This is a genomic window from Ruegeria sp. BB6, from assembly GCF_056539385.1.
In genome coordinates this window covers 148,348-165,682 of the sequence record NZ_JBQFUW010000004.1, presented here as the reverse complement: position 1 = coordinate 165,682, position 17,335 = coordinate 148,348, and the positions used below count along the sequence as shown (strand labels likewise).

At 55.2% G+C, this 17,335-nt stretch carries 13 protein-coding genes; 5 read left to right on the top strand and 8 right to left on the bottom strand.

Going from position 1 to position 17,335, the window contains the following annotated elements; genetic code table 11:
* Positions 1-576 precede the first annotated feature (576 nt).
* Positions 577-1,836: a replication initiation protein gene (locus ACR0B7_RS11455; protein ID WP_170485918.1), complete on the top strand. Its 1,260-nt coding sequence runs from the start codon at positions 577-579 to the stop codon at positions 1,834-1,836.
* Between the two features lie 15 nt (positions 1,837-1,851).
* On the opposite strand, the gene ACR0B7_RS11450 is transcribed toward ACR0B7_RS11455, so the two are convergent.
* Positions 1,852-4,158, bottom strand: coding sequence for a Tex family protein (locus ACR0B7_RS11450; RefSeq protein ID WP_170485917.1), 2,307 nt, complete (start codon positions 4,156-4,158; stop codon positions 1,852-1,854).
* 64 nt (positions 4,159-4,222) lie between these two features.
* Complete coding sequence (locus ACR0B7_RS11445; protein ID WP_170485916.1) at positions 4,223-5,245, bottom strand: Ldh family oxidoreductase; 1,023 nt, start codon at positions 5,243-5,245, stop codon at positions 4,223-4,225.
* A 183-nt stretch (positions 5,246-5,428) separates the two neighbouring features.
* Here ACR0B7_RS11445 and ACR0B7_RS11440 point away from each other — a divergent pair, with 183 nt between their 5' ends.
* A complete protein-coding gene (locus ACR0B7_RS11440) occupies positions 5,429-6,511 on the top strand; it encodes a helix-turn-helix domain-containing protein (protein ID WP_170570524.1) in 1,083 nt (360 codons plus the stop codon).
* On the opposite strand, the gene ACR0B7_RS11435 is transcribed toward ACR0B7_RS11440, so the two are convergent.
* Complete coding sequence (locus tag ACR0B7_RS11435; protein ID WP_170576779.1) at positions 6,484-7,374, bottom strand: LysR family transcriptional regulator; 891 nt, start codon at positions 7,372-7,374, stop codon at positions 6,484-6,486. The two genes, ACR0B7_RS11440 and ACR0B7_RS11435, sit on opposite strands and share 28 nt — an antisense overlap.
* A gap of 105 nt (positions 7,375-7,479) precedes the next feature.
* Here ACR0B7_RS11435 and ACR0B7_RS11430 point away from each other — a divergent pair, with 105 nt between their 5' ends.
* Positions 7,480-8,364 carry a phytanoyl-CoA dioxygenase family protein gene (locus ACR0B7_RS11430; protein ID WP_170485913.1) on the top strand — a complete coding sequence of 295 codons (885 nt, stop codon included), beginning with the start codon at positions 7,480-7,482 and terminating at the stop codon, positions 8,362-8,364.
* Positions 8,365-8,372: 8 nt separating this feature from the next.
* Here ACR0B7_RS11430 and ACR0B7_RS11425 read toward each other — a convergent pair whose 3' ends face one another.
* Positions 8,373-9,677: a UDP-glucose dehydrogenase family protein gene (locus ACR0B7_RS11425; RefSeq protein WP_170559551.1), complete on the bottom strand. Its 1,305-nt coding sequence runs from the start codon at positions 9,675-9,677 to the stop codon at positions 8,373-8,375.
* A 158-nt stretch (positions 9,678-9,835) separates the two neighbouring features.
* Here ACR0B7_RS11425 and gmd point away from each other — a divergent pair, with 158 nt between their 5' ends.
* Both gmd and fcl read left to right on the top strand, forming a co-directional pair.
* Entirely contained in the window at positions 9,836-10,960 is a 1,125-nt protein-coding gene (gmd, locus tag ACR0B7_RS11420; RefSeq protein ID WP_170485911.1) for a GDP-mannose 4,6-dehydratase, read from the top strand.
* Complete coding sequence (fcl, locus tag ACR0B7_RS11415) at positions 10,923-11,948, top strand: GDP-L-fucose synthase (protein ID WP_480681506.1); 1,026 nt, start codon at positions 10,923-10,925, stop codon at positions 11,946-11,948. Before gmd ends, fcl begins: the two co-directional genes overlap by 38 nt.
* Positions 11,949-11,981: 33 nt before the next feature.
* Here fcl and ACR0B7_RS11410 read toward each other — a convergent pair whose 3' ends face one another.
* The 4 genes from ACR0B7_RS11410 to ACR0B7_RS11395 form a co-directional block, all read right to left on the bottom strand.
* On the bottom strand, positions 11,982-13,058 hold the full coding sequence (locus ACR0B7_RS11410; protein ID WP_170576780.1) for a DUF2793 domain-containing protein: 1,077 nt from the start codon (positions 13,056-13,058) through the stop codon (positions 11,982-11,984).
* 327 nt (positions 13,059-13,385) lie between these two features.
* Positions 13,386-14,279, bottom strand: a complete 894-nt coding sequence (gene galU, locus ACR0B7_RS11405) for a UTP--glucose-1-phosphate uridylyltransferase GalU (protein ID WP_170416057.1) — start codon at positions 14,277-14,279, stop codon at positions 13,386-13,388.
* A gap of 315 nt (positions 14,280-14,594) precedes the next feature.
* A complete protein-coding gene (locus ACR0B7_RS11400) occupies positions 14,595-16,400 on the bottom strand; it encodes an ABC transporter ATP-binding protein (RefSeq protein WP_170485909.1) in 1,806 nt (601 codons plus the stop codon).
* A 1-nt stretch (position 16,401) separates the two neighbouring features.
* Positions 16,402-17,331, bottom strand: a complete 930-nt coding sequence (locus ACR0B7_RS11395) for an ABC transporter permease subunit (protein ID WP_170416053.1) — start codon at positions 17,329-17,331, stop codon at positions 16,402-16,404.
* Between the last annotated feature and the right edge of the window lie 4 nt (positions 17,332-17,335).

The window sequence follows — 17,335 nt, the reverse complement described above, 5'->3', positions numbered from 1 at the left end:
CGGTGCCTCGGGTAATGTTCGCCTTTGCGACGTATGTATGACAATATAACGCACATTTTTACCTGAGGCTATCTCAAGAATGGCTAATTCTAGAAGAAAGTGCTTTCGGTGTCTGGTTTCGTGGCGAAACTGATTAAAAATCCAGAATTGGACACAACAAAACGTTTAATTTGTTTAGTTAGTTTAGACTCTTTGTGATCATTTTATTGTTCGAAAACAAAAACATAAATAGACTAAGGTACCTGGTTTCGGTATGTAGGGTACCTGTATTCAGGATCAAAGGCACCCGTATACAGGGCTAAACGGACCAAGAGTCAGTATGACGAGGCCCGATTCTCAGTATTCTTGGAGATCATCGAAAAAAGACCCTGAATATAGGTTTTTCGAGATGCTGGTAGCGTCCATTACACGCGTATCGACTCTCTACACATGCCTTTCCGAGGGTAGCTGGATTCGATTTGCTTAAAGGTACCCATTCACGGGAGGGGGCCAATCCTGTATTTGGGCACCCAAAATAGATTGATGCGCAGGTACCTTTCGTGTCAGAAATGTCTAAACGAGCAGTCAGGCAGAATCATGCCGCAAACTAAATTGGATATGGATAACCTTTCCGGTGCGCTGCGCCGCGAGACGGTCAAAAAGAACGTTGCTGCTATTCACATTAGCGGTAAGCTGACGCTGCTCCAACGCAAGCTGTCAAATGTACTTCTGCTTAACGCATATGATACGCTGACATCTGCCGCAACGCATACAATTGATGCTCGTACCCTGGCGTTGATGGTTGGCTACAATTCCAACGACTTCGACACATTACGGTCCAGTCTGCGTGCTTTGGCCGAAACCGTAGCGGAATGGGATATGTTGGACGAACAAGGCAGACAGGAGTGGGGTGTTTCGTCACTACTAAGTTTTGCCAAGCTAAAGAACGGTGTCTGCGAGTACGCCTATTCTCCTGCGTTGGCGCAAAAGCTCTATGATCCAAAAATCTATGCTTTGATCAATGTCCAGATCCAGCGAAATTTCAGTTCAGGTCACGGTCTGGCACTCTATGAAAATTGTTACCGCTTCGTAAGGACTGGTTCCACAGGTTGGTGGACATTGGATGTGTTCAGAAAGCTCATGGGGGTGGATGGAAGTGACTACTACAGCAGCTTCAAACACCTGAATGCCAAGATAATAAAACCTGCGGTTGCCGAAGTGAATAAGAGCTCGGACATTCTCATTGAGCCCGAGTTCCAAAAGAAGGGGCGCACAGTAACCGATATAAGATTTCGAATAAGGGGCAACCCGCAAAAAGCGATGTTTGAGATCGATGACAGTGACGGTGTTCGTAATCTCCCTGTGTACAAAGCTCTGCGACAGCAAGGAGTGTCTGACAGATTGGCCCGCCAGTGGATCGCCGAGCATGGTGAAACTTATGTTCAGCAAAAGATTGACTACATGAAAGGGCAGGGGGCTGTTAAGTCCACTCTCGGGTATCTGTCAGCAGCGCTTAGAGACGACTATCAAGCCCCGACTGAGGAAAAGGCATTGCCTCCGAGTCCCGAAGCTATTGAAGCTGCTCGACTGAGACAGGAAAAGAAGGCTCTGGAAGACCGGGAGTACGCGGCTCGGTCGGCGGAGCGTTCAGAAAGGTCCAGAAAGCTCTCCATCGTTGAAGAGTTGGTTTCGCGGCGAAACCCTACTCAGAAGGATGCAGACAAACGTCTGTTTTTGGCCGGCCTAGATAATGACCTGGACCGAGAGCATTTCAGAGCACACGGGTGGCGATCGGGTCTGAACGCCACCAGAATCTTTGAATTCTGGGAGGAGTTGGAGCCCGAAGCCTTTGATTAGGTCGAGCTGGCAAGATCAGCGGTTCTTCATCGCCGACTTTAGCGCATCGCCTAACGCGCTGTAGTGTGCATTTTTGCCAAATTTTGACCGTTGCGATCCCTTCGTCCCGGGTGCGGTTTGACTCTTCAACCGATCATGCGTTCCGAGTTTTTTGCTGCCTGTCGGCTTTCCATCCTTCCGCATGCTCAGTCCAATTCGCTTTCGACTAACATCAACCTCAACCACAGTGACCTTCACCACTTGCCCGGTTTTGACGACTTCGTGCGGATCTTCGACGAATCGATCGGCGAGTTGACTGACGTGGACCAATCCATCCTGGTGGACCCCAACGTCAACGAAAGCACCAAAGGCTGCAACGTTGGTCACTGTTCCTTCCAACGTCATACCTGGTTTCAGATCGGAAATATCTTCAACCCCATCTGCGAACGAGGCTGTCACGAAGCTTGGCCTCGGATCACGGCCGGGCTTCTCCAATTCAGAGAAAATGTCCCGAACAGTGGGCAAACCGAAGGTGCCATCCACGAATTGTTCGGCGCGCAATCCTTTTAGTGCACCTTCCTGGCCCATTATTTGACGAATGTCCCTCCCACAGGCCGCGACCACACGCCGAGCGACTTCATATGCCTCGGGGTGAACTGAAGACGCATCCAAAGGGTCTGCTCCGTCTCGGATACGTAGAAAACCAGCGCACTGCTCATACGCCCTCGGGCCAAGCCGTGAGACTTTCAAAAGCTCTTTCCTCGATTTAAACGCGCCATTTTGATCGCGGTGGGCAATAATGGCCTCGGCCAGCCCGGGGCCCAGGCCCGAGACATGTGAGAGCAAAGGGGCAGACGCGGTGTTCAGATCAACGCCAACAGCGTTCACAACATCCTCAATTACAGACTCCAGCGATTGCGACAAGCGATGCTGGTCAACATCATGTTGATATTGGCCAACGCCGATTGACTTCGGTTCAATCTTGACCAGTTCCGCCAGAGGGTCCTGCAAGCGGCGCGCAATTGAAACCGCGCCTCGCAGTGAAACGTCCAGATCGGGAAACTCTCGCGCGGCAAGTTCGGATGCAGAATACACAGAAGCCCCAGCCTCTGACACAACGACTTTGGTGGGGACTTTCGTCGATTTCGGCAACAGCTTGAGTGTATCTGAGACAAGCTTTTCTGTTTCGCGGCTTGCAGTTCCATTGCCTATCGCAATCAATTCAATTCCATGTGCCGCAACAAGGCTCAGAATTGCATGCTGCGCACCCCGTAGATCGTTTCGCGGTTGGAAAGGGTAGAGCGTATCCGTTGCCAAAACTTTTCCGGTCGCGTCAACCACTGCCGCTTTGACACCGGTCCGAATTCCTGGGTCCAACCCAAGCGTTGGTTTTTCCCCTGCGGGCGCTGCAAACAGTAAGTCCTTGAGGTTGCGAGAAAAAACCTGAATGGCATCCTCTTGGGCACGACTTCTCAACTCTGCCATAAGTTCGACCATCATCGACAAAGACAACTTGACCCGCCAAGTCCATCCGGCCACCTTGCGCAGCCAAACATCACCAGGTGCTTCCGTGCGGGTGTGTAGATGCGCCGCCACGATCGCCTCCGCCCGTGCGGCACCTGTTTCAGGGTCGGGCGCGATGTCCAACGTCACGATGCCTTCCTTCGAGGCACGCAACATGGCCAGTGCCCGATGAGATGGAGTTTTTGCCCACTGTTCCGAATGGCTGAAATAGTCGCTGAATTTCGCGCCCTCAGTCTGTTTGCCGTCAACGACTTTGGATGACAGCAATGCCTCTTTCTGCATAAATGTCCTGAGCTCACCCAGCAGCACAGCATTTTCTGTTAGCCGCTCGGTTATAATATCCCGCGCACCGTTCAGTGCGTCTTTGGGTGTCGCGACGGCCTCTGTCAGATAATCCCGAGCGAAGGTTTCCGGATCGGCGGCCCGATCCTCAAGAATTGCGTCGGCTAGCGGCTCAAGTCCGTTTTCCCGCGCAATCATCGCTTTGGTTCGACGCTTGGGTTTGTACGGCAGATAAATATCTTCCAACTGCGCCTTGGTATCCGCGCGTGAAATGGAACGCGCAAGATCCTCGGTCAATTTCCCTTGATCCTTGATCGAGTTCAGGATCGTCTCGCGTCGTGCGTCCATTTCCCGAAGGTACGTTAGACGGTCAGAAAGGTCGCGCAGTTGGGTGTCATCCAGCCCGCCTGTCGCCTCCTTGCGATAGCGAGCCACAAACGGGACAGTCGCACCTTCGTCCAGCAGCTTGACCGCTGCACCGACCTGTTCCGGGCGGGCGTTAATTTCAGTTGCGATAGTGCGGGTAATGCGGTCCAAGGGGGTCTCCTGAAAACGTTTGGAAAACCTTCTTAGCCAGCCACCTCAGCAAGTAAAAGAGGGGTCAAATCTGATGGGCGAGCGCTTGCAGATCATCATACAGAGATTTTGAGATTTCGACATAGCCGCGTGCCGCGTTCCGGGCGCGTGCCTCAAACCTTCGTTGGGACGGCAATCGAGCGCCCTGGTCGGTTATGTCAGCAAACAGACGCTCGGCCCGAGCGTCGTTTTCATGGATCTTTCCATCGCTGAATTGGGCTGGGTCAAAGGCCAGAATGATCTCGCCATGATAGGGGGCACCCCCTGTACCATCAGCGAATTCCATGCTTTCAAGACTGGTCAAATCGTCGATTAGCGGACCGGCCAGCAACTCGATCATGATTGACAGGGCAGAGCCCTTATAGCTGCCAAAGGTCAGCATCGCCCCGTCCATTGCAGCTTGGGGGTCGGTGGTCGGGTTTCCTTCACTGTCAATCGCGACACCCTCGGGCAACGGTTTTCCTGCGCGACGATAAAGCTCGATCTCGCCGCGCGCAAAGGCGCTTGTGGCGAAGTCAAAGGTAAACGGGTCTTTGTTCTGGCGTGGCCAGCTAAAGGCCAGGGGATTTGTGCCCAGGCTTCCGCGTGTCCCTCCGGCTGGCGCAACCCATGAATGGCTCGGTACCATTGCCATTGCAGCCAGCCCAGCAGAGGACAAACGTTCCACTTCGGGCCAGAGCGCAGAGAAATGAAAGCAGCGATTGATAACCATCGCCGCGATTCCGTGTCTGCGGGTTTTGTCTATCAAGACGGGCAGGGCGCTTTGGAACGCCAGCAGAGACATGCCGCCCTGCGCGTTCACTCGTACGATTGCCGTGTCAGACGCGGTAACCGCGGGTTTTGCCATGCCGTCGATTTTTCCGGATTTCATCGTGTCTGCACACATGAACAGGCGGAATAGCCCGTGGGATTGGCAGTCGTCGAACTGACATGTGATCAGGGTTTCCGCGATGGCCTCTGCATGGTCGGAACCAAACCCTGAACTGGTCAGTACAGTCAGGCACAGGTTTCGGGCTTCATCCGCTGTTAATTTGACCGTTTCGCTCATGCCCTGTGTCTCTCTCATTGCTTTGTGACAAGGGATAGCGCGGTGGGGTAGTCAAAGGGAACTACATAATTTTGGACAATGCGAATTTGTCTGGCCGTGCTGTCCAGAGGTTTTGCCGGCCGCTTTCGTGGTGCCACAGAAAACGCCTTGTGAACTGGTTGAAATAGCCGAATTATACCGGTCATGACTTCAAACTCTGACAGGCCAGGTCAAGACGAGGACGACGAAACACTCGGTCCTCCCAGTATCTATGATGCTGACCCGCCGGAGGATGAGGATCTGTGGTTCATGCCGTTTGACGGCGAGGCAGAACCTGAGGACAACTTTCTGCCGCCCGGACCAAGGGCGGACCGCCGCCTGTTGTTTGATCCGCGAGACTGGCGTGCGGCTCAGGCTGAATTGTCATACGAATTGGCGGACCTGGCTGCGACATTCGGCGCGTTGGACGAACGTCTAAGAGCTGGTCCAAGAGGGTGGACCCACCGGCTTGCCCTTATGGATGTGTCGGATCTTGGGTGGTGGACGGGTGATCGCATCAGTGTTGATCGACTGGCTTTGTGGACCGGGCTGAGAATTGGCGCGACCGGTGATGACGTACAGGCGTTGTTCCGTGCTGGCTGGGCAGTGCGTCGTTTGACCTCGGGTGCTGGTCCCTCGGAAGGGGGATGGAGTACAGGTCTGACCGCGTTTCTGGATCGCATGGCACAAGGTCTGGACGATGTGCCCGAAGCGGTTGCTGACTTGGCCGAAGTGTTGGGCACTACCGAAGGTTTGCATCCGGTCACGCAGGCCGCGATTGGATTTCATGCGTGGCGTGCCTTGTCCGAGGGGGTTGGACAGGACACCGAGGCCGCGATCATAGCAGCAAGGCATGGCGCAACGATGGGCCGTGGCGGAGCGATGTTCATGCCTTTGGCTTTGTCCGGACCCGGTGCTCTGCGCGGTGTGGGTGCACCTGATGAAAAACTTTCCGCGTGGATCAGGGGGGCAGGACAGGCGGTTTTGGCAGGTCTGTTGCACCTTGATCGTGTGAACGCATGGGAGCAGCGCGCACGGGAGTCCATCCACGACCTAAGCGGACGCACGCCACCCTTGTTGATTGATGTTCTCAGGTCATGGCCAATGGTTTCAGCACCTCTGGCGGAGGAGTTGACCCAAGCGTCCCGGGCTGCAGTTCAACGCAATATCGCTCGCTTTACCGACCGTGGCTTGATCCGCGAAGTGACAGGGCAGGGGCGTTACAGGGTCTGGACGGCCGCGCTGTAGTCCATGATCCAATCGCGAAAGGCGCGGGCAGGGGGGCGAAGGGCCGAGCGTGACTGGTATATTAGGTGATACGCCTCCTGGCCCGGAACCGTGACATCTTCCAGACATGGGACAAGACCGGACAACGACATGATCCGGTCAGACGCCGGGGCGCGGGCCAAGGCAATGCCACCTCCGCTGGCGGACAGCTCTGCTGCCATGATCGAGTTATCGGCGAAGAAGTACTTGGCTTGCCCCGCTGGTAGTCGAAGGGTTTCAAACAGGTATGGCCAGCTTGCGCGGTGGGTGGATACCTCGATGAGTGTGAATCTGAACAAGTCTTGAGGCTCATTTATCTGGGCAGCCACTTCCAGAGGCGCAACAGGGTAGAGCTGCTCGCGAAACAGCTCGTCGCCTTCCGTGCCAAACAAGGATGGGTTTCCAAAAACGACCTGGAGGTCAGTGAACCGGTTGGCAAAGTCCAAGGTCGCGTTTCCGGTGGTTAGAGACAAGTTGATCTGGGGATATGACCCATGAAAATCCGGCAAGCCTGCTGCCAATATCCCATGCGCAAACAACAGCACGGATTGAACATAAAGCCGTTGTTCGCGGGTTTCCCCAAACATTCCGGTCGTCGCAGTTTCAAGCATCAAAAGGGATTGCTGAACCGAAGGTAAATAGGCACGGCCAGCTTCGGTCAAGGTGACGGAATGTGGGTGTCGATGGAACAAGGGTGTCCCAAGCTGCGTTTCCAGCGCCTTGACCTGTTGGCTGACGGCTGCGGCCGACATGTTCAATTGCGTGGCCGCGCGGGAAAAGCTTTCGGTTCGCGCGGCTGCTTCAAACACGCGCAGCCAATTCAGGGAGGGGATACGGGTTGCCATGTGAAGCAGGCTAAGCTGAACTTAGTCTAACGGGCAAGAGTTCGCGTTCTGCCGATATCGAATTCTGCTTTAGCCTCTCCAATCATGCATCGGGGAGGAACGCGCATGTCTGATCAAACCGCTAAACACCAGTCCACTTTGACCCAGGCGCAATCGGCCCGGTACTGGGAAGACGGCTTCCTGTTTCCTCTAAGTGTATTTTCCGAGCAAGAAGCGTCCGAGATACGCGCCGAGTTTGAAGGGATTGAACGTGACTGGCGAGAAGCGAATCTTCCGCTGCCGTTGAATACATACAAGCGGGTGAACGCGCATCTCGTCATGCCCATCGCCGCGCGCATTGCGCTGGACGCCCGCGTTCTGGATGTGGTTCAGGGCGTCTTGGGGCCAGATATCATGGTCTGGTCAGCCGAGTTCTTTGTCAAAGAGCCGCACACCAAGCACACAGTCGGCATGCATCAGGACCTGACATATTGGGGTATGGGCGAAACACCGGATCAGGTGACCGCGTGGATTGCGCTGTCGCCCGCAACCGTGGAAAGCGGATGTATGGATTTTGTGCGGGAAAGCCACAAGAATCCAATTCTGCCGCATAACGATACGTATTCGGAAACCAACCTGCTGTCGCGCGGACAGGAGATCGCCGTCGAGGTCGCCGATGGAGACAAGACCCACATCGAATTGAAGCCCGGACAGATGTCCTTGCACCATGGGCTGACGATACATGGCTCAGGCCCGAACCGGTCAGATGACCGGCGAATTGGTCTGGCGATCCGATATCTAAATCCGAATGCAAGGCAACTGGTCGCTGAACGGGATTACGCCATGCCAGCGCGAGGCCGGGACGCACAAGGTAATTTTGTACATGTGGAACCCCCGAATGGGTTGTTCTCGAATGAGGCTCTGACCTTGTATGAGCAAGTCCGACAAGATCAAAGCAAGGCATTGGCGCAAGGCGCTGACAATTCGGTTCCGCTTTATGCCGCGACCTGAGCCGAGGATTACCGGCCGACGCCAACGTAGCTTTGAAAACCTGCTTTCTTGGCGGCCTCTTTGGAATAGATGTTGCGCAAATCGACCATCCGGGGCGATTTCATTGCTGATGCCAGTTCAGGCAGGTTGAGCGCGCGGAATTCATTCCATTCGGTCAGCAACACAACAACATCGGCTCCTTCAGCGGCAGAGTAGGGGTCGTTGTGCCACTCAACGCCGGGCAGCAGAGCCTCGCCTTCTGCATGACCTTGCGGGTCTACGACGCGAACCTTCGCTCCTCCGCCGATCAGGGCGGGCACGATCGTCAATGACGGCGCATCGCGCATGTCGTCCGTGTTGGGTTTGAAGGTGACGCCAAGGATAGCGACAGTTTTTTGATTAAAACGATCGTCGCAGGCGTCGCGAATCTTCTCGATCATCCGCTTTTTGACCCCCTCATTCACGCGAATAACCGTTTCGGTGATTTGCATGGGATACGCGTGTTCTTGTCCGATCCGAGCCAGAGCAGCGGTGTCCTTGGGGAAACAGGAGCCTCCGTAGCCGGGGCCGGCGTGCAGGAACTTGTTCCCGATCCGGCCGTCCAACCCTATGCCGCGCGCAACCTCTTTGACATCTGCATTCACACGTTCGCACAGCCCCGCTATTTCATTGATGAAGGTGATCTTGGTCGCCAGAAATGCGTTCGCCGCATATTTTATCATCTCGGCGCTTTCCAAATCCGTTGTCAAAATCGGAAAATCCCGCAGATAGAGAGGGCGATAAATCTCGGCCATGACTTCAGCGGCACGATCGTTTTCAACTCCGACGACAACTCGATCAGGTCGCATGAAATCGTCAATCGCCGCACCTTCGCGCAGGAATTCCGGATTCGAGGCGACGTCGAAATCGGCGTCGGGGTTGGCACCAGAAACAACCGCGTGAACCTGTCGGTTCGTTCCGACCGGGACCGTCGATTTGGTTACAATAACGGTATAGCCGGTTACGGCCCGTGCAATTTCTTCAGCAGCAGCCATGACATAAGTCAGATCAGCATGCCCATCCCCGCGGCGGGTTGGAGTACCGACTGCAATAAAAACGGCATCCGCCCCGTCCACGGCAGCGGCAAGATCAGTGGTGAAAGTCAGACGACCCGCAGCCACATTCTTGGCCATCAGCACATCAAGACCGGGTTCATATATCGGTATGTTTCCAGCCTTTAGTGTCTCGATCTTCTGGGCGGCTTTGTCGACACAAACCACGTCATGACCGAAATCCGAAAAACACACACCCGACACCAAACCGACATATCCGGTCCCGATCATCGCTATACGCATTTTTCATTCCCTTTCTCCGAAATGCCGGACTTGGCGCGTGCTCGCTCAGGAAAGTTCCGCTGCTTTCAGCGCATGCAGACGACCTTGGCTTGCAATCCGGGGTATCTTGCTGTTTCTGAGAGTGCAATCAGCCAGATTGAGTTTTGTGGAACACGACAATGACAAAAACTGCACTAATAACCGGTATCACAGGGCAGGATGGGTCATATCTGGCCGAATTTTTGCTTGAGAAGGGCTATGAAGTTCACGGTATCAAGCGTCGGGCGTCCTCGTTCAATACCCAACGTATTGACCATATTTACCAAGACCCGCATGTCCCCAACCCAAGGCTGCACCTGCATTATGGTGACCTGAGCGATACATCCAACCTGACTCGAATCATTCAGGAGGTTCAGCCGGACGAGGTATATAACCTTGGGGCGCAATCTCACGTTGCGGTTAGTTTTGAATCGCCCGAATACACGGCCGACGTGGACGCGATCGGCACTTTGCGGTTGCTGGAAGCCATCCGGTTTCTTGGTCTGGAAAAGAAAACCCGTTTCTATCAGGCGTCGACATCCGAACTGTATGGTCTGGTTCAGGAAACCCCTCAGCGTGAAACCACGCCGTTTCACCCGCGTTCGCCTTATGCCGTTGCCAAATTGTACTCTTACTGGATCACGGTGAACTACCGCGAAGCGTATGGCATGTATGCGTGCAATGGAATCTTGTTCAATCATGAAAGCCCGCGCCGGGGTGAAACCTTTGTGACGCGCAAGATTACACGCGGTCTGGCAAATATCGCGCAGGGTCTCGAAGAGTGTCTGTACATGGGCAATATCGACAGCCTGCGGGATTGGGGCCACGCCAAGGACTATGTGCGGATGCAGTGGCTGATGTTGCAACAGGATCAGCCCGAAGACTTTGTGATCGCGACCGGCGTTCAATATTCCGTTCGGCAGTTTATCGAATGGTCTGCTGACGAGCTGGGTGTCTCGCTCGAATTCACAGGCGACGGCGTGGATGAGATCGCCACCGTCAAATCTGTTCGCGGTGACAAGGCTCCGGCGTTGAAACAGGGTGACGTGGTCATGCGCATTGATCCTCAGTACTTCCGCCCAGCCGAAGTCGAAACCCTGTTGGGCGACCCATCAAATGCCAAGAACAAACTGGGGTGGGAACCCGAGCTGACCGTTCAGGAAATGTGTGCCGAGATGGTGTCGGAAGACCTTAAAACAGCCAAACGCCACGCGCTGTTGAAAGAGCATGGGTTCGATCTCCCTGTCAGTCTGGAAAATGGCTGAGGTGGGGCGCGTGCGCAAAATATACGTTGCCGGGCATCGCGGTATGGTCGGGGGCGCAATCCTGCGCCGCCTACAGGACCGGCAAGCGGCGGGTGAAGCGCTTGAGTTGATCACGCGCACACATTCCGAACTTGATCTCACCGATCAGGCCGCAGTGCGTGATTTCATGCAGGCGGAACGCCCCGATGTGGTCATTCTCGCGGCTGCCAAAGTGGGTGGAATTCACGCGAATAATACATATCCCGCTGACTTTATTTATGAAAACCTGATGATCGAGTGCAACGTCATTCATCAGGCATTTGCCGCAGGCGTTACCTCTCTGCTGCAACTGGGTAGCTCGTGCATCTATCCGCGTGCTGTTGCACAGCCTATGCGCGAAGACGCCTTGCTGACCGGCGTGTTGGAGCCGACCAATGAGCCTTACGCAGTGGCCAAAATTGCCGGGATCAAACTGTGCGAAAGTTATAACCGCCAGCATGGGGTCGACTATCGATCGGTCATGCCCACAAATCTTTATGGACCCGGTGATAACTTTCACCCGGAAAACAGCCACGTTCTGCCCGCTTTGATCCGCCGTTTTCACGAGGCAAAGCAGGATGGTCTGGACGAAGTGGTGATTTGGGGATCAGGAAAACCACGCCGCGAATTCCTTCATGTAGACGATATGGCCGAGGCGTCGTTGTTTGTGCTCGACCTGCCGCGGGATGTTTACCAAGCGAACACTCAGCCCATGCTCAGCCACATTAACGTTGGCTGCGGTGAGGATGTATCCATCGCTGAACTGGCAGCGCTGGTGGCGAAAACGACAGGCTTCACTGGGCGGATTACGCAAGATGTCAGCAAGCCGGACGGGACCATGCGCAAATTGATGGATGTATCCCGGCTTGCTGATATGGGCTGGCGTTCTGAGGTCAGCCTTGAGGACGGTATTCGCGAAACCTACGCGTGGTTTCTGGATCAGGCCGAATCCGAACTTAGATCTAAGTAGTCGCCCAAACCAAGCGTTGGGCGAAACTGAAACTCAATTCCAACGACCGATCGCGGTGACCGTCGGAGCGCGGGGCGTTGTGTCGGACGCAGTGGAAAGCACTTTGTAGGAGACTTCAGTTTCGGTCGGGGCGTCGAATCCCAGGAACCGGCTGGTGCTGCTGCCGCTGCCGCTGACAGATGGTGTGGACCCGGAAGCAAACGCAATCGGAAAGGCCCAAACCTCTGATCCACTGGCGAACAAGGCCCCTTCGCTGGTGGTACAGTCAACCAGCCCAAGGACGGCGGTGCAGATCTGAGTTCCGTCCGCAAACCGGATATATTCCGCGTTGGGTGTCGTTCCGCGTTCGATGACAGCCCCGGTTGGTACGCCGCCACTTGCGGATACTGTGCCTAGCAAATTTCCGGGTCCGTATCCGAAATCCGCTCTCATCAAGCGGCCGGGGGTTGTGTCATCGGGGCTGGCCTGAATCGCCGCGCTGCTGGCAAGTGCGGTCGAGGGGTCAACGCTAAGTGCCTCGGTCCATGTGCCGCCGTCAGGTGAGACCTTGATGGAAAATCCTGTACTACCCGACAAACCCATCTCGGCGTGTCCTGTCCAGTTCGACTGAAACAGCAAGGAGGCGGTGTCAGCAGCGCTTGCCTTGTTGATTTTCAACTGATGCCCAGCTCCGTCGTGGCTGAACAAAGAGGCCGATGAACGCACAGACAGTCGGTTCGTCTCGTCGAAAACCGTCGCGATGCCCACACCGTTCAGATTCTGAGAAACGATAGGAGCGTCAATCCACTCGGCACCGTCCCATACAATCAGGCGGTGCTGGCTTTCGTCCCAAGCGCGCCATCCTGTGGCTGGTGTTGTGAAGTGCCACGCATTGTCCAGCCAAGCGGCCAGCTTTCCATCCTGACCGGCCCATTCCCCCGTAGAAGCAACGCCCAAGGCATAGACATCGCCTTGATCAGGGGCTGCGGGCGGATTGGTTGCTTCGGTTGACGAGAGGCTTAGTTGGACGATCAGATCCAGTTGCCGCAGGGCTTCGTTGTGGGTGACATGTTTCTGGGCTTGCGAGGGTTGAATGAACGGCAAGTCCAGTCGGGGCGAATTCTGTGACATGGTTGTCCTCCTGTGGCTGTCGCGCTGACATGTGTCGCGGGACACACTGGGCCGAGACGGATTAAACCGTTCTGATTGATGCGCACGCGCAGGAAGGATTCTGCTAATCCTTCTGATTTGCTTGGAAGGTTTCCAATCAAAGACAGAAAATTGGACCAATTCTGATCAGCATCGCCATTCGGCACTGAGCCTGACAATGAAGATATTGACTGACAATCGTGGGGGAAGTTTTTGTCAAAAGGGACGCGGTAGTCCGCGCCCCCATTGCGAGTTGAAGGTCTCTGTGGCGCTAGCCTTAGGCAAGTAGCGCGTTAAACGGCGGACACCTTACTGGGCCGCTTTATCTGCAGAGATAACTTCGTGAAGGTATTCGCGCAGGTCGTCGCGCAAATCTGGGCGAGAAAGCGCATAGGCGACGGTCGCCTGGAGGAAACCGGATTTTGAGCCGCAGTCAAATCGCTGACCTTCAAACTTGTAGCCAAAGACCGGAACGCCGTTGCCGATGTCTTCGGCAATCGCGTCGGTCAACTGGATTTCTCCGCCGCTGCCTTTTTTCTTCTGGTTCAGGTTGTACAGAACCGACGGTCCCAGGATATAGCGGCCGATAACAGCCAGATTTGAAGGCGCATCCTCGGGGTTGGGCTTTTCGACCATGCCTCGCGTGCGCACGACGGATCCGATGTTTTCACCAACGTCCAACACACCGTACGAGCGGGTTTTTTCTGGTGGAACCTCCATGGCCGCAACCATGTTGCCGCCCGTTTCCTCATATGCCTCTACCATTTGCTGCAGGCAGGGTTTGTCGGCTGCGATTACATCGTCCGGCAGCATCACGGCAAAAGGTTCGTCCCCAATAAGACGCCGTGCACACCAGACAGCGTGACCCAGACCCAGCGCTTTATGCTGGCGAATATACGCAATCGCGCCGCTTTCCATGTTGGTTGCGTTAAGGGTTTCCAACAGATCGGTTTTGCCCTTGGACTTCAGTTCTTGCTCTAGAATGTGGTTGTGATCGAAGTAATCTTCGAGTGCAGATTTCCCACGCGACGTCACGAAAATGAACTCGGTAATACCGGCTGCGCGCGCCTCATCGATGGCATATTGAACAAGAGGGCGATCGACCAGGGTCATAATCTCTTTTGGAACCGACTTTGTTGCGGGCAAAAACCGGGTACCCAGTCCCGCAACCGGGAAAATCGCCTTGGTGACCTTGCGTGCCATGTTACCTCTCAAGTTAATAAATTATTGCCCGAAAATCATAATGCTTTCGCGGCTTCCTCTTAGGCTGTGCGCCCAAAATGATCAACGTCATTCGGCGCGGTAAACTGTGTCAGGAGAAATCGTGCCACTGTGAGGAATGGGAGTCAAAACGATCTGCAGCACCATGCAGCAGTGGAGCCTTACTTTAGCGCAGGAATGGAAACAATAATATCAATTGATGGGAAATTGATCGCTAAAATGTAGGCAATGCGGTCAATTTTTAGGCATAGTGAGAAGGAAGCCCAAAGCCAAAAGGCTGGCTCTGGGCTGGGTTGACTAGGCTTTGGCCATGATTGCCTCAAGCGGGTCGTGTTCAGCTACGAAATGATCAGGCTTTACCTCATTCAATTGAGGCACGTAATCCGTCTGCCCGGCAGATAAACGACTGGGCAAAAACCGTAGGGCAGCCTTTGGATCCATCGGAGACGGAAGCTCGCCCGGCAATTTCAGCCTCTGCCGACTGCGCTCTACATCCGGGTCCGGGATCGGCACGGCCGAAATCAACGACTTTGTGTACGGATGAATGGGGTCCGAACAAATGGTTTCACCATCACCCAGTTCGACGATTCGGCCGAGATACAGAACCATGATCCGATTAGATACGGCGCGAACCACGGACAGATCGTGGCTGATGAAGATCATCGACAGGCCAAACTCCTGCTGCAGTTCCCGCAGCAATTCGACAATCTGGGCCTGAATCGAGACGTCCAGCGCGGATACCGCCTCATCGCAAATGATCAGTTTCGGCTTGTTGATCATCGCCCGCGCGATTCCAACCCGCTGGTTTTGCCCTCCGGAAAGCTCATGCGGGTAGCGGTTGATCATGTTGGCCTTCAGGCCAACCCTCTCCATCATCTCGGCAACCATCTTTTTACGCTCCCGCTCGGTAAGGTCGGGGCGGTAGGTTTTAAGTGGTTCAGCGATCGAAGCTGAAATTGTCATCCGGGGATCCAGACTGGCCAGCGGGTCTTGGAACACGATCTGCAAATCCTTGCGGTACTTGTTCAGCTCGGCCCGTTTCAGCCCAACGATGGGGTGACCCAGCCAGCTAACATTGCCGCCGCTGGGTTCGATCAGCTGCAGTACGGCCCGCGCCAATGTCGATTTGCCACAACCCGACTCACCCACGACACCCAGGGTCTCGCCCTTGCGGATGTCAAAAGTCACACCATCAACAGCTTTCAGAGGTACCTTGCGACCAAACAAGCCGCCAGAGACGTGGATCGGGAAATGCACTTTGACGTCATCGACCTCAAGCAGAGGTTCTTCGGTCTTGCCCAGAGCCTTGGGTGCGTCCCCGGCATCGATGCGCGGCATCGCTTCCAGCAGGGTGCGGGTGTATTCGTGCTGCGGAGCGCGAAAGATTTCACGCGTCTCGCCAGCTTCGACAAACTGCCCCAGACGCATCACCTGAATTCGATCGCACATGCGGGCGACAACGCCCATGTCATGCGTGATCAGGGCGATGGCCGTGCCTTCGTCCTTTTGCAGGCGGACCATCAGGTCCAGAATGTCTGCCTGAACCGTCACATCCAGCGCAGTTGTCGGTTCGTCCGCGATCAGCAGTTTGGGACTGCACAGCATCGACATTGCAATCATGACCCGCTGACGCATGCCGCCTGACAGTTCATGCGGGTATTGGTCCAGACGTCGTTTCGCCTCGGGGATGCGAACGCGATCCAGCCACTCGAGGCATCGGGCGCGGGCCGCATTTCCCTGCAACCCTTCGTGGACCTGCAGCACTTCGCGCATTTGCTGACCGATGCGCAAATGCGGGGTCAATGCTGTCAGCGGATCCTGAAAGATCATACCAACATCGTCGCCCCGAATCTGGTTCAGCTTGTTAACGGGCAGGTTCAGGATCTCTTTGCCGTTCAGCAAGGCCGACCCGGTGGCGCGCCCGGCCGGAGGCAGCAACCCCATCGCAGCCATAAATGTCTGGCTTTTACCGGATCCGCTTTCGCCAACGATGCCGAGGCACTCGCCTGGATTGATGTCAAAGCTGATGCCCTTGACGGCTTCGACAACACCATCCGGTGTATCGAATTGCACACTCAGGTCCTTTACAGAAAACAGACTCATATCAGCGATCCTTCGGGTCCAGAGCGTCACGCAGGCCATCCCCGATGAAGAACATCGTGATGATGATGGCGACGTAGAATGTCAGGGGGAATATCAATTGCCAGAGGGTTCCGTAGCCCATAGTACCAGCACCCTCGGCGATCAGACGGCCAAGTGAGGTATAGGGTTCCGAAATTCCCAATCCAAGGAATGAGATGAAACTTTCGGTCAGGATCATCTCGGGCACCAGCAACGAGGCATAGACGATCACAACACCCAGCAGGTTCGGCAGGATGTGGCGATACATGATGGTGAACTCACTGACGCCAGCGGCGCGGGCGGCCTCGATGAATTCACGGTTCTTCAGGGTTAGTGTCTGCCCGCGAACGATCCGCGCCATGGTCAGCCACCCCACCGCGCCAAGAGCGATGAACAGCATGAAGAACGACCGGCCTGCCACGACCAGAAGCAGGATGATGACCAGCGTGGCCGGAATCGCCAGCAAGATGTCAACGAAACGCATCATGATGCCGTCGGTACGGCCACCGATATATCCAGCCGCAATCCCATAGCAGGTTCCCACGATCAGCGCGGTTGCGGCCCCGATCAGCCCCACCAAAAGCGACGTGGTGGTCGCCTGAATGACTCGGCTATAGAGGTCGCGCCCCAGATCATCGACGCCAAAGAAATGCCCGGTCTCGACCGAGGGCATCCCCATGCCCCGGACGTCACCCATGACGTTCCAGTCGATTTCTTCGTTGTTCCAGACGGCAAAATAAGGCCCGATAAGGGTGAACAGTACGATCAGACCCAGAATGAACAGACTGGCCATTGCAGCCTTGTTTCGGACAAATCGCATACGCGCGTCCTGCCAGAGCGAGCGGCCCTGAATAACCGTGTAGTCGGTGATATCCTCGGCCAGATGCGCGGCTTTTTGTGATTTTCCAAGCATAGCC